This window comes from Pseudomonas sp. GW821-FHT11G12 (genome assembly GCF_058808055.1).
In genome coordinates, this window is sequence record NZ_JBXARH010000008.1 from 41,199 (window position 1) to 60,614 (window position 19,416).

Genomic DNA, 19,416 nt, shown 5'->3' on the forward strand with positions numbered 1-19,416 from the left:
GAACGTTATGGCCCGTGGGGTTAACAAAGTCATTCTGGTCGGTACTTGCGGCCAGGATCCCGAAGTACGCTACCTGCCCAACGGTAACGCCGTGACCAACCTGAGTCTGGCGACCAGCGAGCAGTGGACCGACAAGCAGACCGGTCAGAAGGTCGAGAAGACCGAGTGGCACCGTGTATCGATGTTCGGCAAGGTTGCCGAAATCGCCGGCGAATACCTGCGCAAGGGTTCGCAGGTGTACATCGAAGGCAAGCTGCAGACCCGTGAGTGGGAAAAAGACGGTATCAAGCGTTACACCACCGAAATCGTGGTCGACATGCAAGGCACCATGCAACTGCTGGGCGGCCGTCCACAACAGGGCGACCAACAAGGCGGTGGCAACAACTATCAGCAGCAGGCGCCACGCCAGCAGGCTCCGCGTCCGCAGCAGTCGGCACCTCAGCAGCGTCCGGCCCCGGCTCCACAGCAGGCCGCACCGCAACCAGCTCCGGATTTCGACAGCTTCGATGACGATATCCCGTTCTGATTGAAGCGCCCGAACCCTTTCCGGTTTGCATTCGAAGCCCCCGCATTGCGGGGGCTTCGTCGTTTCTGGCGTCGTAAACATCTTTTGGATGATCGTGAGCTGACTGATCGGTCCCGGCAGTCAGGGCAATAAAGTTTCGCGTAGAGTCTTGAAGGCCGCGGCAAGCCAATCCATGATCGGTCCGGCGCTTTCGAGCCCGTCCATTTTGCAAGAGCGGGCTCCCCGGCGTCGGGTGTCAGTTCCACCACAAGAACAAGAGAAAACAATGAGCAGTAGTAAGAACAAGGAAATCGAGTACCTGCGCGGCGTGGCTATCCTGATGACGGTGTTTGCTCACAGCTCGCTGTTACTGCCGTTCCATGCCGAGTTCATGGAAAAGCTGTTCAACGTCTATTCCCCTTGGTCGGGGGTGGATCTGTTTTTCTGTATTTCAGGTTTTGTCGTCAGCAAGGCCTATCTCGACTATTTCGACAAGAACCGCGAGCAAAACCGGTTCGGCCTCGCCGCCACTTCATTCTGGATTCGTCGCGCCTATCGTCTGCTGCCTACGGCGTGGCTGTGGGTACTGATCCCGTTGGCGTTTTCGATCTTTTTCAACCAGTCGAATGCCTTCCAGTCGTGGTTCGAGAATCTGCGCAGCTTCACCGCCGTCGCGACGTTCACGGGGAATCTGGCGAACCAGTACGGTGTACTGCTGGGGCCGAACTCGGTGTACTGGAGCCTGGCGCTGGAGGAGCAGTTCTACTTCATTTTCCCGCTGTTCCTGCTGCTGATCACCTCCACGCGCTGGCGGGTGATCACCTTGATCGCGTTGATTGCCGTGCAATTCCCCTTCAATCGCTATGCGTTTGGCGGGCCATTGGCCGGCATGCTGTTCTCGTTCCGTCTGGATGCGATGATGTGGGGCATTTTGCTGTGCCTGTTCACGCGCACATCGCTGTACAAGGACATTGAACCCACGGCATTGGGGGCCAGCTTGTTCAAGCGGCTGGCGCTCACGCTGTTCCTGCTTTACATGCTCGGTGCCATTGCCGGTCAGATGGTCGCCATGCCGATCGCGGTGGGGCTGATCGCAATCAATGCGTTGATTCTCGTCTGGCTTTCCAGCTACCAGAAGGGCTACATCTACTGCCCGGCGATTTTGAGTGGGCTCGGGCAATGGCTGGGGTCGCGCTCGTATGCCTTGTACGTTGTGCATATGTTCGCCTACCACCTGAGCACCGAGATCTGGAGCCGGGTGGCCAGCGAACGGGGTGTCGCGTTGGGTGCGGAGTTCACCGTGCCGATGTTGCTGACCTCGTTTGCAATCATGCTGGTGTGCAGCGAGTTGAACTATCGTTTTGTCGAAACCCCATTGCGTCGTCGCGGTGCGGAAATCGCACGCCGGAGAATGGTCGGGGTCAGCACCGTCGAGCCGGTCAAGGAAAAGCGAGCGTCCGAGGTACCGGTGCGTACGACCGAATTGTCGTAATCGATGCCGGAAACGAAAAACCCGTAGCGCGCAAACGCTACGGGTTTTTTATTGCCAGCCTCGAATCAGTCAAGAATCAGATGCGGTAAAAACCGGCTCGAATCCTTGGTGATCAGACTGTTGTCTTCGCGCACGCCTATTCCTGCGGCCTGATCACCAATCACCCAGGAGCCGATCAGCGTGTAGCTGTCATCGAACTTGGGCAGCGGCGCAAATTCCTGCAGGATGAAGGGCGCGTCCGTGTAGGGGCCGTCCTCTTTGACGACCAGACCGTCGGCGGTTTGCAGCTCGATGTTGGCGCCTTCACGGGAAAAGTACGGTTTGCGTACCCAGCCCTTGGGCACCGCGCTGCCCGGATTCGGGTCAAGATGCGCCGCCAGCAGGTTCGGATGGCCCTTGTGCAGCTCCCAGAGCAGGGGCAGGGCGCCCTTGTTGGAGAGAATGGATTTCCAGGCCGGTTCGAAAAACTGCGTGTCGCATTCGGCGATGGCTGCGCCGAACGGCTCGTGGAAAATGAACTCCCAGGCGTGCAGCTTGAACAGGTGCGGGATCCAGCGATCTTCAAGATCGACAAAACGTCCCTCGGGAGTCAGGCCGATGTCTTCGATATCGATGTGCCGTGATTCGATGCCGACCTTTTCCGCGATCAGTCGCAGGTAGTCCGTGGTGCCCTTGTCCTCGACCGAGCCTTTCATCGAGGCAAAGTAGAACGGGCGCTTGAGCTTCAGCTGGGCAAAGGCTTCGTGCAGGCGGGTGTCGATGCTGTTGAACTGGTCGGCATGGCGCGGCAGCATTCCGCGCTCGATGCATTGCTCCAGCCAGCCCCACTGGAACGCCGCTGCTTCGTACAGGCTGGTGGGCGTGTCGTAGTTGAGCTCCAGCAACTTTGCCGGGCCGTTGCCGCTGTAGGAGAAGTCCATGCGTCCGTACAGATGCGGATGACCTTCCAGCCAGGACGTTCGGATCATGTCGTAGTACGACGCGGGGATGCTCAGGCGATCGAGCAACTCTTCGCTGTGGACGACGCGGTCGACCAGATCCATGCACATCTCGTGCAGTTCGGTGGTCGGATCCTCGAGATCGTTTTCAATCTGCGCGAGCGTGAACTGGTAGTACGCGCGTTCGTCCCAATAGGGTTCGTCGTCGATGGTGTGAAACAGGAAGCCGAGACTTTCGGCGGTCTGTTTCCAGTCGGGGCGCTCAGCGCAATGGATCTTCTTCATGATCAGCTGCTCGAACTGCCCCAGCCGCCCCAACCGCTGCGTGCACTGGACTGGCTGCCGAAACCGCCACGGGAAGTCGAAGATGCCACGTTGACCGATTTGCTTCGGGAGCTGGTGTAGTCCGAATCGTTTCGAGTCGTCGGAGCCGATTCGATCCGGCGGTTCAGCGTCGAAGTGTCGTACGTCTGGCGTGTGTCACGATCGCGATAGACCGTCCGCGTGTCGCTTGCGCGATTGTTGCTCATGGCATTACCGATCAGCCATCCGCTGAGCCAGCCGTTACCACCGCCACCGCCACTGGAACCATGGGAAGTGCTCTGTGTGGTCTGGGCAGGTGCCGGGTCACCCGCTGGCATCTGCGCATTGGCGATCGCATCGAGGTTCTGCGCCGGCTCAACGTTCTGTGGCACCTTGAAGCCACCCAGCTTCGGCACAAAGCGGCCGTCGGAATTTTTCTGACACCAGCCGGCAGCGAAGTCTGCGTCGCACTGCGCTTTATCGTCATAGGCCGGGGCGATGCGCCGGTGTTCGGTCAGGGCCGCGACGTAGGCGTTCGAGCAGGCATCGGCGGCCACTTCGGCATCAACGCACTGTTCCACGCTCTGGAAGTTGCGTTGTTCCTGGGCGGCCACTTCGCCGGAAATCGCCAGCGCCACGGAGGCCGCCAGGGACAGTTGAACGTACTTGCTTCGTTTCATCTCAGGCTTCCTGCCGATCAGTAGGACGGTGTCATGCACGCGGCGTTGAGCATGCCGACGCTGATCGCCACCGCCGCGACATAGATGCCGGCGGCGACTTCACCATTGGCGATGCGTTGGGACGTGCCTTTGAGCACCAGGCCGGTCGCCAGGAATGCCAGCAATTGCACCGCAGCGGCGATCACCGCCCAGAGCACGAAATCGAGGACGTTGATCGAGTGGGCGATGATGTTGCTCGCCGGAATCGCGAAACCGATGATCGCACCCGACAGGGCGATGGCGGCAGCGTTGTTGCCGCCGCGGATCAGATCGAATTCCTTGTGCGGCGTGATGCGGGTGTAGACGAACTGAAACAGCATGAACAGCAGCACGGCGCCGATCAGGTAGGCGGCGAAACCGACCAGCGCGGCCTTGTTCAGGGAAACGGACAGCACTTCCAGCATGGGGAACTTCCTTTTAAATGGTGCTCAGATCGGTGGTGTACAGCGAGATGCCCAGCGATGTGCTCAGGCTGACGGTGCCTTCTTCGTCCTGTTCGACGGAGAACAGCAGCAGCTCACGACGGTCGGTCAGGCCGGTTTCCCGGGCGTACAGCATCGAATGGTGTTCGATGGTGTAGGACTCGTCGGGATTGATCACTTGTTCGGTGAGCGGGACCAGTTCGGTCTGGCCGCGTTCGGTGCCCCATTCACGGGTGAAGGACACGCCCTCATGGGTGTAGGCCGGCAGGCCGATCAGGCTGTTCGGGCCCGCCAGGCGCTGCAGCTCGGCGTCACTGTTGACCGTGACGTAGCTGACGTAATTGAACAGCGTCACCGATTCGATCTGATCGTCGCCGGTGACGTGGACCTGCAGCCAGAAATCTTCGTTGTTCAGGTAATAGCGATGCAGCTTGTTCGACTGGCCGAGGTCGATCCAGCCGGCGCTCCAGATGGCCTGGGCATCGGGAACCCGTACCGAGGTGCTGCCATCGAGCAGCAGGCCGAGTGTCGAATCGAACCGGATCCCCTTGCCCTGCGCCAGGCCAAGCGGGCCGCCGACAGCTTCAGGTGTTGGAGCCGGGGTCCCCAGCAAGTTCTTTAACCATCCCATGGGTACATTCCTTGAAGCGGGTGGAGGTGTTCGTTGGCAAAACGCCGCTAGTGTACCGGCCTCGTGACAAACGAGCAGGCGAAAAAGAAGGGCACCCGGTGCCCTTCTTTTCTCTGGCTGCCCTTACTGGGCCGACTTCTGCTTCAGTCGCTCGAGGATCGCGTTGGCGCTGCCCTCGTTCGGCGTGATGCCGGCGTCGCGCAGTTTGCGCTCCAGGTCGTTGCCGGTCGTGGCATCGGCCAGTTCGTCCTGAGCGTTCAGCTCGGCGGCGCGTTGCTTTTGCTTCTCCTGCAGACGGTTCAGGGTGCCGACTGCGGTTTCCAGCTTGCCGTTGGCGCCGCCGCTGGCGATGGAGGCGCTGACCTGCGCTTTCTGCACGCTTTCACGGGCCTTGGCCATGTCCACTTGCTGACGCAGGCTCTTGATCCGCGCTTCGGCCTTGTTGATGTCCTTGCGCATGTTTTCGGCGTAGGTGCCGAACTCGTCGCTCTGGGCCTTCTCGGTGGTCAGGTCGTTGGTCAGGGTCGAAATAGCCTCGGCCACTTCCATCGCCAGGTCTTCACGGCCGGCGTTCAGGGCAGAGACTGCCTTGGCTTCCAGATCCTTGATCTTGGCGTCGTACTCGCTCACGCGGTCGGCGGACAGCTTGTGCTTGGCCATGATGGTGACCAGTTCGCGACGGGCGTTGGACAGGGCGCTGTCGGCGTCACGGATTTCCTGATCGAGGATGCGCAGGGCCTGTTGATCGACGATCGCTTCGCCGACTTCATTGGCGCCGCCGCGCAGCGCGGTGAACAACTTGTTCCAGATGGACTGAGTCATTGGACTTTCCCTGTTGATTACTTGAAGAAATGTTCGAAGGCTTCGCTGGCGCGCTGCACGTTATCGACCAGGGTTTTCACCTCGGTGACCACGTTGGTCAGGCTCGAATCTGCACTCAGCGCGCCGAACATGTTGTAGACAGTCTGGCCGTTGGGCATGGTCTCGATGCCGATCGACGACAGCGGGAACATTTCCCGGCTGCGCAGGACCGCATCGTTGAAGGTGCGCACGTCGGTGATCGAATCGATGTCCACCAGCACGGTGTCGACGATGATCTGCTGACCCGCGATGGCGATGTGAATCGGCAGGCCGCCGAATTCGTTCATTTCCAGCTTGAGGCTGGGTTCGGCGCTCTGGATCAGGGACAGGGTGATTTCTTGCGAAGCCACTTCGTCCAGTGCCTTGAAAGCGTTGTAGAGGCTATCGATGTTCCAGTTGTTGCCTGCGCTCATGTAATTCTCCGACATGAAAGAGCCAGCCAGAATCGGTTGGCGTAGCTGTTGCTCCATTTGCTTGAGCAAGCTTCGGTTCTCCGGAAGCACCCAAGTTTCGTGTTTCACATAACCGGCGGCCGCCAGGCCCGCACGCATCTGCTTCATATAGAAACTCGATGGTTTTTTCACGGACGTTGTCGAGCGTACTCCCTTCGGGCTCTCCGATTTTGTTGCTGGGGAGTTGCTTTTCATGGCGATGACTCTGTTATGAATAACTCACGCGTGAGCCACACTACAACCAATTCAAAGTGCCATCAATGGCTCACGCGTGAGATTTTTTCAGTGCACGAAAACAGGCCCGCAACATGGCGGGCCTGTGTCTATTGCGAAGGTTCGCGTACGAGAATTAACGGCTGGCGGCGAGGAACTCGTCTGCGGAGACCACGCTGGCGTAGGCAAAACCCAGCGATGACATGAATGCTGCGTGTACATAGGCCGCCGGCACGGTCAGGCCATTGAATTCCAGATCGCGGGTGGCGCAGGCATCGTGGATCACCGTGACGGTGTAACCCAGATCCGCCGCCGCACGGGTGACGCCATCGATGCACATGTGGCTCATGCTGCCGACCACCACCAGTTCCTTGATGTCTTGCTCATCAAGGATCGATTGCAGTTCGGTTTCGCGGAACGAGTTGACGAAGTGCTTGAGCACCACCGGTTCGTCGGCGCGGTTGAGCACCTTGGAATGCAACTTGGCACCCTCGGAGCCCGGGGTGAAGAACGGCGCATCCGCCGAGGTGAATTCGTGACGGATATGGATCACCGGCTCACCCGCTTCACGGAACGCTGCGATCAGTCGGGCGGCGTTGTCGGCAGCGGCGTCGACGCCAGCCAGTGGCCACTTGCCTTGGGGGAAGTAGTCGTTCTGGATATCGACTACGATGAGTGCTTGCCTGGCCATGGGTGTGTCCTCGAAGTGTTTGTTGGGTGTGGAATCAGTATCGGCGCCAGCTACGTCTTCGAGGATTGGCCGCACCGACAATAGACAGGGGAAAACTGACAATGGGTGTTGAAAGGGCCGTTGCCGAATTGGGCGTGCTGATTTATCCCGGTGCGCAACTGGCGGCGGTGCATGGTTTGACCGACCTGTTCGGCGTGGCCGACCGGATCGCGGTCGAGCATCAGGCCGCGCAATTGCCAAGGCTGCGGGTGAGTCACTGGCAGGTCGAAAACGAACAGGCTCCGGTCAGGGTTTACGACAGTCATCCTGCAGCCGAAACAGGCTTGCTGGCGGTGCTGATCCCACCTTCGATCGCCGGGTTCAGTGCAGAGCAGACATCACCGGGATTGCTGCAATGGCTGCGCGATCAGCATGCCCGTGGCGCGACGCTGGGCGGCGTCTGCGTGGGCTCGTGGCTGCTGGCCGAAAGCGGCCTGCTCAACGGTCGCAGCGCCACCACTCACTGGACCTCGGCCAAGGCGTTTGCCGAGCGTTATCCAGACATCAAGCTCAAGGCCGACACACCGATTGTCGATGACGGCGACCTGATCACCACCGCCGGGCTGATGGCCTGGTCAGAGCTGGGGTTGCGGCTGGTCGATCGTCTGCTCGGGCCGAGCATCGCCAGCGCCACTGCGCGGTTCCTGGTGATGGAACACAGCGACAGCGCCAGTGCCTGCGGCAGCAATTTCGCGCCGATCCTCAGCCATGGCGATGCATCGATTCTCAAGGTCCAGCACTGGCTGCAAAGCACCGGTGCGACTGACGTTTCGCTGGCCTCGATGGCTGAGCGCTCGGGGCTGGAGGAGCGCACATTCCTGCGTCGTTTCCGTGCCGCGACCGGCCTGAAACCCACCGAGTACTGTCAGCACCTGCGGGTCGGCAAGGCACGGGAAATGCTCGAGTTCACCAACAGCACCATCGACCATATCGCGTGGACGGTGGGATATCAGGATCCGGGTGCATTTCGCGCCATCTTCAAGAAAATCACCGGGCTGGCGCCGAGCGATTATCGGGCGCGGTTTGGCGTGACACCGCCGACGGCGCTGGCGAGATAGCGTCTGACGGTCGTGCAAAATGCCGGGGCCATGGCGCCGGTCGTGCAGATTGAAACGGGCGGGGTGCCAGTACGAAAAGGCTAATTCACTGATTTGCGTGGGGTTTCGCGCAGCAGCTGTTTGGCCTGTTCTCTGCACCCTCTGACCTACATTCATCTTGCCGCTGGAAGGGGGACGCATGACCCCGACACCTCGCAACAAAATAGTGGTCGCCCATTCCGTACGCCCCGACGCACCACAACACGAAGTGCAGACCAACAAGGCGCTGGCCCGCTGGCTGGCGCAGATTCTCGGGCTGAAATTCGGTGGCAGCTACGACGCGCAAAAGCATCGTGGTCGCGACCTGTATCTGCTGCCGACCCAAACCATCGTCGGCGCCGCCAAGGCCCATGAACTGGGCATCAAAGGCCCGGACGATCTGTGGGGCGGTTTCGTCGAGCACGATTTCATTTGCACCAAAGCCATCAGCCACGGTTTGCGCAGTCATCTGGCCCGCGCGCCGCAAGGCTGGTCGCCGCTGTTTTCCGAGCGCACGCGCAATGTCGTGCTCGACGGGCTCAGCGTGTTTGATCTGAAAGATGCACGACCCGCCGCCGAACATCTGCTGTACAGCGGCCCGATCCGTCTCAAACCGATTCATGCGTGCGCCGGCCGCGGACAGGAAGTGATCAAGAGCCTCGACGCTTTCGACGAGATCCTCGCTCGCCCGGACATTGCAAAACAGTTCAGCGAACGCGTGGTGCTGGAGCAGGACTTGAGCCAGGTAGTTACCCACAGCGTCGGTCAGTCATTCATCGGCGACCGGGTGCTCAGTTACTGCGGTGATCAATACTTGACCGAAGACACCCACGGCGAAGGCGTGTACGGCGGCTCGAATTTGCTGGTGGTGCAGGGCGGCTACGAGGAGCTGCTGACACTGGATCTGCCGGACGATGTGCGGCTGGCCATCGAGCAGGCGCAGGTTTTCGACCGCGCGGCGGATGAAGCCTATCCACGGTTCTACGCTTCGCGGCGCAATTACGACATCGCCCAGGGGCTGGGCAGCGATGGTCAGCAGCGCAGCGGCGTGCTCGAACAATCCTGGCGCATGGGCGGCGCGAGCAGCGCGGAAGTGGCGGCGTTGCAGAGCTTCGTCAACGATCCGTCGATGTGCGCGATCCGCGTGTCGTCGGTGGAAACCTACATCGACCAGGCCCTGCCGGCGGATGCTATCGAGGTCTATCGCGGTCCGGCCGAGAACAGCGACTTTCTCCTCAAATACGTAACGGTCAAATCCTATGACGGCTAGAAGCGAAAGCATTCAGATCGACATTGATGACGAGCAGATGAGCGGGACGTTCCTCAGTCCCAAATCGAAAGTCCCCGGCGTGTTGTTCGTGCACGGTTGGGGCGGTAGCCAGGAGCGAGATCTGGAACGGGCCAAAGGCATCGCCGGCCTGGGCTGCGTGTGCCTGACGTTCGATCTGCGCGGGCACACCGGCGGTACCGGCATTCCGCTGAGCCGGGTCACCCGTGAAGACAACCTGCGCGACTTGCTGGCGGCCTACGACCGGCTGCTCGCGCACCCGGCGCTGGACACCTCGGCCATCGCGGTGGTCGGCACCAGCTACGGCGGTTATCTCGCTTCGATCCTCACTTCATTGCGCCCGGTGCGCTGGCTGGCGCTGCGGGTGCCGGCGCTTTATCGCGACGAACAATGGCACACGCCCAAGCGCGATCTGGACAAGGCTGACCTGCGCGATTATCGCGGTACGCTGGTGCGCGCCGACAGCAATCGGGCGCTGCATGCCTGCTCGCAATTCACCGGCGACGTGCTGCTGGTGCAATCGGAAACCGATGACTACGTGCCCCACGCGACGATCATGAGTTATCGCGCCGCGTGCCAGCAGACCCACTCGCTGACTCACCGCATCATCGACGGCGCCGACCATGCCCTGAGCGATCCAACTTCTCAGCAGGCCTACACCTCGATCCTGGTCGACTGGATCACCGAAATGGTGGTGGGCGAACGGTTGAGCATCATTCAGTCGCGCTGATCAGATTTGGGTTTCTTCTCGATCCGCAATGCCTTGGCCTTGGCTTCCACCACCAGGTACATCAGCACGGTAATCAGCAGCGGCAGCAGGAAATAGATCGCCCGATAGGCCAGCAAGCCTGCCACCAGACTGCCGCGCGAAGCCTCGTGTTGCAGCAGCGCCACGAACACCGCTTCGAGTACGCCGAGCCCGGCCGGAATGTGGGTGATGACCCCGGCAATCGCGCTGATCAACAGCACCCCGAGCACCAGTGGATAGTCGAGCTTGCCCGGCAGCAAGGTGAAAATCACCGCCGCCATCAACGACCAGTTCAGCGCGCCGAGCAACAGTTGCAGGACGGCCATGCGCAACGACGGCAGATTGATTTCCACCCCGCGAATCGACCACTCGCGCCGCCGGGAAAACTGGCAGGCGACCAAGTAACCGGCACTCAGCAACAGCAGCAAAACGCCGATGCCCTGCAACGCATCGCTGCTGACTTTCCAGCCCGGCGGCATGCTGACCAGACCGCTGCTGAACACCGCGCCGGCGATGGTCATGTAGCCGAACCAGTTGGTGGCCAGGCTCAGCCCGAGGATCTTGGCGATGTTGCTTTTGCTCACGCCGAGCCGTGAGTACAACCGATAGCGCATGGCAATCCCGCCGACCCACGCGCTCAGATTGAGGTTGAACGCGTAACTGATGATGCCCACCGGCAGGATCTGTTTCCAGGTCAGCTCCTGGCGGATGTAAGTGCGGCCGATCAGATCGAAACTGGCGTACACCAGAAAGCTCAACAGCGTCAGGCTGGAAGCGATGATCAGCGTGCGCACCTTGAAGTCGGCGAGGGTTTGCAGCACTTCAGCCCATTCGATGCGACTGGCGAACATTGTCAGCAGGACGATCAGCGCGAGGAAAAAAAGGAGCGTCAGCGGACGCTTCCAGCGGCTCCAGCGAGATGTGGCAGCGGCTTTCACATGTGTGGCGGCGGGAGCATCGGAGCGGCTCATGACGGATCGCTCCCAGCAGTGCGGATGAAGGGTTTCAACCGTGGTTTGTGCGCCGGCAGCCAGCCGGCCATGGCCGGGAAATGGCGCAGGAAATGAAACACCAGAAACCCCACGGTCATGTGCCAGAGGCGCCCGCGCGGAGCCTGATCAACGTCCATCGCTTTGCAGTGGTTTTGGCTGAGATCTTCCAGACGGCGAAACAGCTCCTGATTGAAGGCCCGGTCGCGGATCAACACGTTGGCTTCCAGGTTCAGTGACAGGCTCAGCGGATCAAGATTGCTCGACCCCACGGTGCTCCATTCCTCATCCACCAGCGCGACTTTGCCGTGCAGCGGACGCTCGCAATATTCGTGGATCTGCACCCCGGCCTTGAGCAGGTAGTCATAGGTCATGCGCGCCGCAAGTTTGGCCACCAGCATGTCCGGCTGGCCCTGCAGGATCAGCCGCACATCGACGCCGCGCCGGGCCGCGTTACGAATCTCGCGCAGCAAGCGGTAACCGGGAAAGAAATACGCGTTGGCGATCACTACCCGACGCCGGGCGCGGCGCAACACCTGCAAATAAACGTCTTCGATATCGGTGTGGTGCTGGTCGTTGTCGCGAAATACCAATCGCACCTGACCGTCATGTTCGGTGAACGCCATCTCCGCCCGCCGCTGGCGTCGACGCTGCCACCAGAACCGCGCCCGGCCGGGACGACCGCTTTGCAGCAGGGCGAAGTGATGGATGTCGGCCACCGCCGGGCCCTGAACTTGCACCGCGTAATCCTGCTTCGCCTCGGGGCCGAAATCCGCCAGGTGATCGCCGGAAAAATTGATCCCGCCGACGAACGCAATCAGCCCGTCGACCACCACGATCTTGCGGTGCAGGCGCCGGAACCAGTTGGTGCGAAAACCCAGGCGTTTGGGCGCTGGGTCGAAGATTTGCAGGTGCACACCGGCCTCGCTCAACGCGGTGAGATAGCCGGTGCTCAGTTCGCCACAGCCGAAGCCGTCGAGGCTGACGGTGGTGCGCACGCCACGCCGGGCGGCGTCGATCAGAATCTGCTGCAACTCGTTGCCGACCTTGTCTTCGAAAACGATGAAGGTCTCCAGCAGGATTTCACTCTTCGCCGTGCGCATGGCATCGAAGACTCGCGGGAAATAATCCTCGCCGTTTTCCAGCAGTTCGACGCGGTTGTTGCCCTGCCAGCCATAGTCGACATCGACGTGACCGGGCTCGCGGATCGGTGGGGTGATGGTGATCGGTTCCACGGCGGATTTTTCCAGCGGCGCGCTGCTCATAGTTCGATCTCCACGGACAGCGGCACATGATCGGAAAGGTGTGACCAGGGTCGGTTGGCGAGCACCTTCGGCTGGCTGGTCTTGAGGTTGCGCACGTAGATCCGGTCCAGCCGCAACGCCGGCCAACGCGCCGGAAAACTGCGCGCCGGTTTGCCCTGCTGCTCGGCAAACACTTCACGCAGACCGCAAGGTTCCAGTAGCGCATCGGCGCGCTGGCGCCAGTCGTTGAAGTCGCCGGCGACGATTACCGGTGCATCGTCGGGCAGGTCGGCGAGGCGTTTTCGCAGCAGTTTCAGCTGTGCGTTGCGATGACTTTCACGCAGGCCCAGGTGCACGCAGATCGCGTGCAATTCGCGAGCGTCTCCCGGCAGGCGCAGCACGCAATGCAACAGGCCACGGTTTTCATGACCGCTGATGGAAACGTCGAGGTTGTCGTGGCGCACGATCTGGAATTTCGACAGCAGGGCATTGCCGTGATCGCCCTCCGGGTACACCGCGTTGCGCCCGTAGGCGAACTGCGGCCACAGACTGTCGGCGAGGAACTCGTATTGCGGCATCGTCGGCCAGTTGTTGTAGCGCTTGGGGTGGTGTTCGTGGGTGCCGTGGACTTCCTGCAGGAACACCACGTCGGCGGACACGCTGCGGACCGCTTCGCGCAGTTCCGGGAGAATGAAGCGGCGGTTCAGCGCGGTGAAGCCCTTGTGGGTGTTGACCGTCAGTACCGTGAAACGACGCACCGTGGTGATGACGGTGGCGTGTTCATCGGTGACGCCGACCGGCTCGGGAATGCTCATGACGGCATGCCCGCAGGGGGGTGGCGCTGGTCGCGCCAAGGGGCAGGGCGCCCCTTTGAGTCATCGATGCGAATCGCCGCCATGCCGTCCTCCCGTCGAAAGTCCTCTTACCGCCTCTGTCTATTGGTGACTGCGGGCGGTTCGAGAAAGTTTCGGCGGGACTACGGACGGTCGGTATTCGCCGGATCAGTGGCCGGTAATGACGCGAGCAGAGCCTTCAGCGGGTTCGGCATACACCGGACCCAGCCGGTCGAGGCGACCGCTCAAGGCTGTCAGGGCCAATGCCGCCAGCACCACCAGCCCGCCGATCCACGCGGTGTGGATCAGGCCGATGTGTTCGACAATCAGCCCGCCACCCCAGGCACCGCCGGCGATCCCGAGGTTGAACGCCGCAATGTTCAGCCCTGAAGCCACATCGACTGCCTGCGGCGTGTGATGTTCAGCCTGACGCACCACGTACACCTGCAAACCCGGCACGTTGCCGAAGGCGACCGCGCCCCAGACCAGCACGGTGGCCAGTGCCAGCCACGGGTTGCCGGCGGTGAAAGTGAGCACGAACAGCACGGCGGCGAGCAGGGCGAAGATGATTTTCAGGGCGCTGATCGGCCCGCGCTTGTCGGCCAGTTTGCCGCCCCAGATATTGCCGACGGCGACCGATACGCCGTACACCAGCAGCACCAGGCTGACCGTGCCGGCACTGAAGCCCGAGATGTCCTGAAGAATCGGCGCCAGGTAGGTGAAGGCAATGAACGAGCCGCCGTAACCGATGGCGGTCATGGCGTAGACCAGCAGCAGGCGCGGCTGTTTGAGCACCTGCAACTGTTGCAGCAGCGAGGCCGGTTTGCTGTGGGCGATGTTTTTCGGCACATACAGCAAGCTGCCGATGAACGCGATGACGCCCAGCGCCGACACGGCGAGGAAGGTTTCACGCCAGCCGAAATGCTGACCGATGAAGGTGCCCAGCGGCACGCCGGTGACCAGTGCCACGGTCAGCCCGGTGAACATGATCGCAATCGCGCTGGCGGCCTTTTCCTTGGGCACCAGGCTGGTGGCAATGGTCGAGCCGATGGAGAAGAACACGCCGTGGGCAAGGCCGGTGACGATCCGTGCCAGCACCAGCGATTCATAACTCGGTGCCAGCCAGGCCAGCAGGTTGCCGAGGGTAAACAGCACCATCAGCGACAGCAGCAACAGTTTGCGCGGGACTTTGCCGGTGAGCGCGGTCAGCACCGGCGCACCGATGGCCACGCCGAGGGCGTAGAGACTGACCAGCAGACCGGCGGACGGCAGACTGACGCCAAGATCGGCGCCGATGGTAGGAAGCAGGCCAACGATGACGAACTCGGTCGTCCCGATGGCAAATGCGCTGAGCGTCAGCGCGAGCAAGGCAATGGGCATGACAGCACTCCGGTTGAGGATTGAATGGAGCGCAGTGTCGGGGTTTGGCGAGGGAGGAAAAATACAGGGATGGGCATTTGATATTTGACCTGGGAGCAAAGATCAAACGCTGCCCTCAAGGCGTTCTTGAGCTCAATGCCGAATCAGTTTGTTGCGCACCTGTTCCATGGAGACCTGATCCAGCTCCGGCCAGAACTGCTGCTTGCCGGCAATCTCGGCCGCCACCGGCAACCCGTCGCGATACACCAGCCGGTTGCTCGTCAGCGCCGGCACTTTCGCGCCCGGCAACAAAGTGCCGGCGAGGTTCAGCGGATCGACCCCGCACACCGCGATCAGGCTACCGTCATGGGGGCGACGGCGCACTTCGCGCAGCAGCGGAATCGCCTCGGGCAGGGCGAATTGTTCACCGGCCAGGCCACTGACAAACCGCCCGCCGCGAATCTCGCCCCGGGCCTCCAGCCGGTGAAAGGTGCGCAGGAGTTCGCGCCAGCTCGGCAGCCAATCGGCTTCGCGTTCCAGCAGGCGCCAGAACACCACGCCGTAACGGCGCAACAAGGTCATGGCGATGTGTTCAAGCGTCTCGGGCGGCGCTGTCTGGCTGCTTTCCGCAACTGACCCACGACGTAAAAGCGCCCAGCGCCCGGCATCGTCCATGCCACCCACGAACGCCCCGCGCCCGCGTCGACTGCTGCGCTGCTGGCGCTTGCTCGCCGGGGTGATCAGTGCCCGCAGCCCGGCGAAGCTGTCGGCATTCACCAGACCTGCGCCGACCAGTTCCTGCAAGGCGATTTCCAGTTCGGTGCGCAGCAGGTGCGCTTCATGAATCAGCTCATCGAAAAACAGCGCCCCGTGCTGACTGAGGGCCTCGAAGACTTTCTGCGTTTTAGGCGACAGTTCACTGATCGGCGTCTGCTCGGCCAGTGCACTCCACAACCCGACCTGACTGCGCGGCAACAGCACCACGGGCGTACTGCGCAGCGCCGTGCCGCTGGTTTTTTGCCGGGCGCTGAGGCGTGTCCACACCAGTTTTCCGCTGCGGCACAAATCATCCAGCCAACGCGGTGAATAGTCCTTGAGCCGCGCCGGAAGAATGTCGCTGTCCCACGCCGAGGCGGCAGCCGGATAGCCTTCGAACTGACCGACAATCGCCGGCAACACGGCGCTGCCCTGACCCCGGGTGGACGGGGAGACATGCTGCCAGTCGAACAGGAAACGCATGAAATCCTGCAACGCCACCGGTTCGATTTCCCGGCGCAGGCGCTTGACGGTGTAGCGGTGAATACGCGCGAGCAGATGCCGTTCGCACCATTCTTCAGTCTTCAGCCCCGGCGTGAATTGACCGCGCAGTACATAGCCTTCGCGTTCCAGTCGGGCGAGGGCTTGATGGACGTGAGCGGGCAGCAATGACAGCGGTTGCGCGATGGTCTCCAGTGGCAGCGGACCGAATGCACTCAGTCGCGCGCGGATGACTTCCACCAAGGCATCGTCGGCGGTCCAGACTTCGTCAAAACCGGGCAGGGCTTGCAGTACTGAAGATGCCTGTGGATAAAGCGCTTGCAGACAGGTCAGGCGTTCTCGCGCCAACCAGAGCGAATGCTCGGGATCGATTTGCAGTTGGCAGGCTCGACCCGTGTCGGCCAACGCATTCAGCCAATCGCGCCAATGCAGGTTGGCCTCGACTTCGTGGTCGCTGATGCAGGCCAGGCTCATCAGCGCTTCGTGCATTTCATCGGGGCTGTTCGGCGTTGGCCAGGCTTCTTCACGTACGGCGGTGATCGCGTCGGCGTCCAGCGCACCGAGGTCATCGGTGGATTGTGGATCGCTCCAGCGGCGGTTGAGCACAGCCTGGGTGCGACGCTCTTCCAGCGGCGCGTCGTCGAGAAAGGTGTAGGGGCGTGCGCTGAGGATTTCCGCCGCCAGCGGCGAGGGCGCCGGCAGATCGCGGGCGATCAGGCGCACTTCGCCGCGTTCCATCCGTCGCAGGAGATCGAGCCAGCCCTCGCTGTCCATTGCGTCGTGCAGGCAATCGTCGAGGGTCTGTTCCACCAGCGGATGCTCGGGGATTTCCCGTTCGCCGGCGAGATTTTCCAGGCAGGCGATCTGATCGGGAAACACGCTGGCGATCAGGTCTTCGCTTTTCATTCGCTGCAACTGCGGCGGGACTTTTCGCCCGCCGACAAAGCGCGGCAGGGCCAGCGCCACCCCGGCGTTCCAGCGCCAGCGTACGCCGAACAACGGCGCATCCAGCACCGCTTGAATCAGGATGTGCTCGGCGCTGTTGCTGCGCAGATAACGCCAGACTTCGTCGAGTTCGAAACTGTGGCTGGTGGACAGCGACAGCACGATGGCGTCTTCGCTGGCGGCGGCCTGCAATTCGAAATTGAAGGTGCGGCAGAAGCGCTTGCGCAGGGCCAGGCCCCAGGCGCGATTGATACGGCTGCCGAATGGCGAGTGGATGATCAGTTGGGTGCCGCCGGACTCGTCGAAAAACCGCTCCATCAGCAGCGTGTCCTGGGACGGCAGGGCGCCGAGGGAGAGGCGGGCTCGGGCCAGATAATCCACAAGCTGTTCGGCGCTGGCCAGGTCCAGTCCCAGGGTCGCGGTCAGCCAGTCGAGGGCCGGTTGCAGGTCGCCGGGGCTGGCGCTCAGCAGTTGATCGAGCTGTGCCTGCAGGCGGGCCACGGCCATCGACAATTCGGCGCTGCGACCGGGCGCTTCGCCGAGCCAGAACGGAATGGTCGGCGGTTGGCCCTGGGCATCCTCGACCCGCACCTTGCCGGTTTCCACCCGCAGGATTCGGTAGGAGGTGTTGCCGAGCTGGAACACATCGCCGGCAATGCTTTCCACGGCGAAGTCTTCGTTGACGCTGCCGATGTTCAGGCCCTGGGGTTCCAGCAGCACGCTGTAGTCGGCGTTGTCGGGGATGGTGCCGCCGCTGGTCACGGCCGTCAGCCGCGCACCGCGTCGTCCGCGCAAGGTTCGGCTCACGGCATCGCGGTGCAGGTAGGCGCTGCGGATGCCCTGACGGCCGTTGTAGCCCTCGGCGAGCATGGTCAGCAGCGCCTGATAATGCTTTTCGTCGAGGTCGGCGTAGGGTTCCGCGTGACGAAGCAGTGCGAGCAACGCGTCCTCGGCCCACTCCTGGCAACTGACCTCGGCGATGATCTGCTGCGCCAGCACATCCAGCGGCGCTTCGGGGATGTGCAGGGTGTCGAGTTCGCGCCGGCGCACGCAGTCGAGCAGCGCGGCGCATTCGATCAAGTCATCGCGGGTGGTGGCGAACAGGCGCCCCTTGGGCGTGCCGCCAACCTGGTGTCCGGAACGGCCGACCCGTTGCAGAAAACCGGCAATCGAACGCGGTGAAGCGATCTGGCACACAAGGTCGACCTCACCGATGTCGATCCCCAGTTCCAGCGATGCAGTGGCGATCAGCACTTGCAACTCGCCACGCTTGAGTCGCTGTTCGGCGTCGAGACGAAACTCCTTGGCCAGACTGCCGTGGTGCGCGGCCACCGCGTGTTTGCCGAGGCGTTCGCTCAGGTGCCGGCTCAGGCGTTCGGCCAGGCGCCGGGTGTTGACGAAAATCAGCGTGGTGCGGTGTTCGCGGGCGAGCGTGGCGAGTCGGTCGTAGACCCGTTCCCAGACGTCATTGGCCATCACGGCTGACAACGGCACCGGCGGCACTTCGATGCCCAGATCCCGTGGACGGGCGTGGCCGATGTCGATGATTTCGCAAGGGCGCTCATGGCCGACCAGAAACCGTGCGACCGCATCGATCGGTTTTTGCGTGGCCGACAGGCCGATGCGGGTCAGCGGTTCGGCGCACAGCGCCTGCAAGCGTTCGAGGCTCAGGGCCAGGTGGCTGCCACGTTTGCTGGCGGCAATGGCGTGGATTTCATCGACGATCACCGTGCGCGTGGTGCCGAGCATTTTGCGCCCGGACTCCGAACCGAGCAGTACGTAGAGCGATTCCGGGGTGGTCACCAGAATGTGCGGCGCACTTTTGCGCATGGCGGCGCGGTCTTTTTGCGGGGTGTCACCGGTGCGTACGGCGGTGGTGATTTCCAGTGCCGGCAGGTCCATTTGGCGTAACTGGTCGGTTATTCCGGCCAGCGGATTTTGCAGGTTGATGCGGATGTCGTTGGACAACGCCTTGAGCGGCGAGACGTAGACCACCAGCGTCTCGTCCGGCAGACCGTCCGGGGTTTCCAGGCCACGGTGGACCAGATCGTCGAGCACCGCGAGGAATGCGGTGAGGGTCTTGCCGGAGCCGGTGGGCGCGGCGATCAGCGTCGAGCGACGCTGGCGGATCAACGGCCATGCGCGGGCCTGGGCGGCGGTGACCGTCGCGAATGTGCGGCTGAACCAGGCGCTGACAGCGGGGTGGAAGCCTGCCAGGGCCGCGTCCTTGGGGAGGGGCAGATTCATGGCTTCAGTTATGCGGGTGAGCGGGCGAAGTTGCAAGTACCGCTGGGGATCTACACTTTACGGGTGACGGTTGCGCACTAAACCCGCAAAATGCAACGATTCCGGCAATTATCGACGACGGTGCCACACGCATCGTCGCTAAAGCCATCGTTCCAATCAGACTG

The 19,416-nt window shown here is 61.9% G+C and carries 17 protein-coding genes; 5 read left to right on the top strand and 12 right to left on the bottom strand.

Annotation, left to right across the window (positions count from 1 at the left end; translation table 11 throughout):
* The first annotated feature begins 7 nt into the window (after positions 1–7).
* Together AC1RR7_RS21730 and AC1RR7_RS21735 are read left to right on the top strand one after the other, a co-directional pair.
* Positions 8–526 (top strand): single-stranded DNA-binding protein, encoded by a 519-nt coding sequence (locus AC1RR7_RS21730; RefSeq protein ID WP_007966163.1) that lies wholly within the window; start codon positions 8–10, stop codon positions 524–526.
* Positions 527–791: 265 nt separating this feature from the next.
* Complete coding sequence (locus tag AC1RR7_RS21735; protein WP_096820727.1) at positions 792–1,997, top strand: acyltransferase family protein; 1,206 nt, start codon at positions 792–794, stop codon at positions 1,995–1,997.
* Between the two features lie 65 nt (positions 1,998–2,062).
* Here the strand turns inward: AC1RR7_RS21735 and AC1RR7_RS21740 are convergent, their stop codons facing one another.
* From AC1RR7_RS21740 to AC1RR7_RS21770, 7 genes are all read right to left on the bottom strand, one after another.
* Complete coding sequence (locus AC1RR7_RS21740) at positions 2,063–3,220, bottom strand: glutathionylspermidine synthase family protein (protein ID WP_096820926.1); 1,158 nt, start codon at positions 3,218–3,220, stop codon at positions 2,063–2,065.
* Between the two features lie 2 nt (positions 3,221–3,222).
* Complete coding sequence (locus AC1RR7_RS21745) at positions 3,223–3,918, bottom strand: DUF1190 domain-containing protein (RefSeq protein ID WP_273538181.1); 696 nt, start codon at positions 3,916–3,918, stop codon at positions 3,223–3,225.
* A gap of 17 nt (positions 3,919–3,935) precedes the next feature.
* Positions 3,936–4,361 carry a DUF350 domain-containing protein gene (locus AC1RR7_RS21750; protein ID WP_273538179.1) on the bottom strand — a complete coding sequence of 142 codons (426 nt, stop codon included), beginning with the start codon at positions 4,359–4,361 and terminating at the stop codon, positions 3,936–3,938.
* Positions 4,362–4,374: 13 nt separating this feature from the next.
* Complete coding sequence (locus AC1RR7_RS21755) at positions 4,375–5,010, bottom strand: DUF2491 family protein (RefSeq protein WP_096820729.1); 636 nt, start codon at positions 5,008–5,010, stop codon at positions 4,375–4,377.
* A 123-nt stretch (positions 5,011–5,133) separates the two neighbouring features.
* Positions 5,134–5,832, bottom strand: a complete 699-nt coding sequence (locus AC1RR7_RS21760) for a PspA/IM30 family protein (RefSeq protein ID WP_273538177.1) — start codon at positions 5,830–5,832, stop codon at positions 5,134–5,136.
* 17 nt (positions 5,833–5,849) lie between these two features.
* Positions 5,850–6,518 carry a YjfI family protein gene (locus tag AC1RR7_RS21765; protein WP_096820731.1) on the bottom strand — a complete coding sequence of 223 codons (669 nt, stop codon included), beginning with the start codon at positions 6,516–6,518 and terminating at the stop codon, positions 5,850–5,852.
* A 154-nt stretch (positions 6,519–6,672) separates the two neighbouring features.
* Complete coding sequence (locus AC1RR7_RS21770) at positions 6,673–7,227, bottom strand: cysteine hydrolase family protein (RefSeq protein WP_096820732.1); 555 nt, start codon at positions 7,225–7,227, stop codon at positions 6,673–6,675.
* 101 nt (positions 7,228–7,328) lie between these two features.
* Here AC1RR7_RS21770 and AC1RR7_RS21775 point away from each other — a divergent pair, with 101 nt between their 5' ends.
* The 3 genes from AC1RR7_RS21775 to AC1RR7_RS21785 all read left to right on the top strand — a co-directional run bounded on the left by AC1RR7_RS21775 (position 7,329) and on the right by AC1RR7_RS21785 (position 10,360).
* Positions 7,329–8,324 (top strand): GlxA family transcriptional regulator, encoded by a 996-nt coding sequence (locus tag AC1RR7_RS21775; protein WP_493158403.1) that lies wholly within the window; start codon positions 7,329–7,331, stop codon positions 8,322–8,324.
* Between the two features lie 178 nt (positions 8,325–8,502).
* Positions 8,503–9,612 (top strand): DUF3182 family protein, encoded by a 1,110-nt coding sequence (locus tag AC1RR7_RS21780; RefSeq protein WP_493158404.1) that lies wholly within the window; start codon positions 8,503–8,505, stop codon positions 9,610–9,612.
* The gene (locus tag AC1RR7_RS21785) at positions 9,602–10,360 is read left to right on the top strand and encodes an alpha/beta hydrolase family protein (protein WP_007955615.1); all 759 of its coding nucleotides are present in this window, start codon (positions 9,602–9,604) and stop codon (positions 10,358–10,360) included. Before AC1RR7_RS21780 ends, AC1RR7_RS21785 begins: the two co-directional genes overlap by 11 nt.
* Here the strand turns inward: AC1RR7_RS21785 and AC1RR7_RS21790 are convergent.
* The 5 genes from AC1RR7_RS21790 to AC1RR7_RS21810 all read right to left on the bottom strand — a co-directional run bounded on the left by AC1RR7_RS21790 (position 10,348) and on the right by AC1RR7_RS21810 (position 19,252).
* Positions 10,348–11,349 carry a lysylphosphatidylglycerol synthase domain-containing protein gene (locus AC1RR7_RS21790; RefSeq protein ID WP_493158406.1) on the bottom strand — a complete coding sequence of 334 codons (1,002 nt, stop codon included), beginning with the start codon at positions 11,347–11,349 and terminating at the stop codon, positions 10,348–10,350. The genes AC1RR7_RS21785 and AC1RR7_RS21790 overlap by 13 nt on opposite strands.
* Positions 11,346–12,632 (bottom strand): cardiolipin synthase ClsB, encoded by a 1,287-nt coding sequence (clsB, locus tag AC1RR7_RS21795; protein WP_493158407.1) that lies wholly within the window; start codon positions 12,630–12,632, stop codon positions 11,346–11,348. The genes AC1RR7_RS21790 and clsB overlap by 4 nt, the downstream gene beginning before the upstream one ends.
* Positions 12,629–13,426, bottom strand: coding sequence for an endonuclease/exonuclease/phosphatase family protein (locus AC1RR7_RS21800; protein WP_493158408.1), 798 nt, complete (start codon positions 13,424–13,426; stop codon positions 12,629–12,631). The genes clsB and AC1RR7_RS21800 overlap by 4 nt, the downstream gene beginning before the upstream one ends.
* A gap of 186 nt (positions 13,427–13,612) precedes the next feature.
* Positions 13,613–14,824 carry an MFS transporter gene (locus AC1RR7_RS21805; RefSeq protein WP_493158410.1) on the bottom strand — a complete coding sequence of 404 codons (1,212 nt, stop codon included), beginning with the start codon at positions 14,822–14,824 and terminating at the stop codon, positions 13,613–13,615.
* 132 nt (positions 14,825–14,956) lie between these two features.
* On the bottom strand, positions 14,957–19,252 hold the full coding sequence (locus AC1RR7_RS21810; RefSeq protein WP_493158411.1) for a DEAD/DEAH box helicase: 4,296 nt from the start codon (positions 19,250–19,252) through the stop codon (positions 14,957–14,959).
* Between the last annotated feature and the right edge of the window lie 164 nt (positions 19,253–19,416).

Coding starts and splice junctions, on each gene's coding strand:
- AC1RR7_RS21730 (WP_007966163.1), top strand. CDS start 8: ATGGCCCGTGGGGTTAACAAAGTCATTCTGGTCGGTACTTGCGGCCAG.
- AC1RR7_RS21735 (WP_096820727.1), top strand. CDS start 792: ATGAGCAGTAGTAAGAACAAGGAAATCGAGTACCTGCGCGGCGTGGCT.
- AC1RR7_RS21740 (WP_096820926.1), bottom strand. CDS start 3,220: ATGAAGAAGATCCATTGCGCTGAGCGCCCCGACTGGAAACAGACCGCC.
- AC1RR7_RS21745 (WP_273538181.1), bottom strand. CDS start 3,918: ATGAAACGAAGCAAGTACGTTCAACTGTCCCTGGCGGCCTCCGTGGCG.
- AC1RR7_RS21750 (WP_273538179.1), bottom strand. CDS start 4,361: ATGCTGGAAGTGCTGTCCGTTTCCCTGAACAAGGCCGCGCTGGTCGGT.
- AC1RR7_RS21755 (WP_096820729.1), bottom strand. CDS start 5,010: ATGGGATGGTTAAAGAACTTGCTGGGGACCCCGGCTCCAACACCTGAA.
- AC1RR7_RS21760 (WP_273538177.1), bottom strand. CDS start 5,832: ATGACTCAGTCCATCTGGAACAAGTTGTTCACCGCGCTGCGCGGCGGC.
- AC1RR7_RS21765 (WP_096820731.1), bottom strand. CDS start 6,518: ATGAAAAGCAACTCCCCAGCAACAAAATCGGAGAGCCCGAAGGGAGTA.
- AC1RR7_RS21770 (WP_096820732.1), bottom strand. CDS start 7,227: ATGGCCAGGCAAGCACTCATCGTAGTCGATATCCAGAACGACTACTTC.
- AC1RR7_RS21775 (WP_493158403.1), top strand. CDS start 7,329: ATGGGTGTTGAAAGGGCCGTTGCCGAATTGGGCGTGCTGATTTATCCC.
- AC1RR7_RS21780 (WP_493158404.1), top strand. CDS start 8,503: ATGACCCCGACACCTCGCAACAAAATAGTGGTCGCCCATTCCGTACGC.
- AC1RR7_RS21785 (WP_007955615.1), top strand. CDS start 9,602: ATGACGGCTAGAAGCGAAAGCATTCAGATCGACATTGATGACGAGCAG.
- AC1RR7_RS21790 (WP_493158406.1), bottom strand. CDS start 11,349: ATGAGCCGCTCCGATGCTCCCGCCGCCACACATGTGAAAGCCGCTGCC.
- clsB (WP_493158407.1), bottom strand. CDS start 12,632: ATGAGCAGCGCGCCGCTGGAAAAATCCGCCGTGGAACCGATCACCATC.
- AC1RR7_RS21800 (WP_493158408.1), bottom strand. CDS start 13,426: ATGAGCATTCCCGAGCCGGTCGGCGTCACCGATGAACACGCCACCGTC.
- AC1RR7_RS21805 (WP_493158410.1), bottom strand. CDS start 14,824: ATGCCCATTGCCTTGCTCGCGCTGACGCTCAGCGCATTTGCCATCGGG.
- AC1RR7_RS21810 (WP_493158411.1), bottom strand. CDS start 19,252: ATGAATCTGCCCCTCCCCAAGGACGCGGCCCTGGCAGGCTTCCACCCC.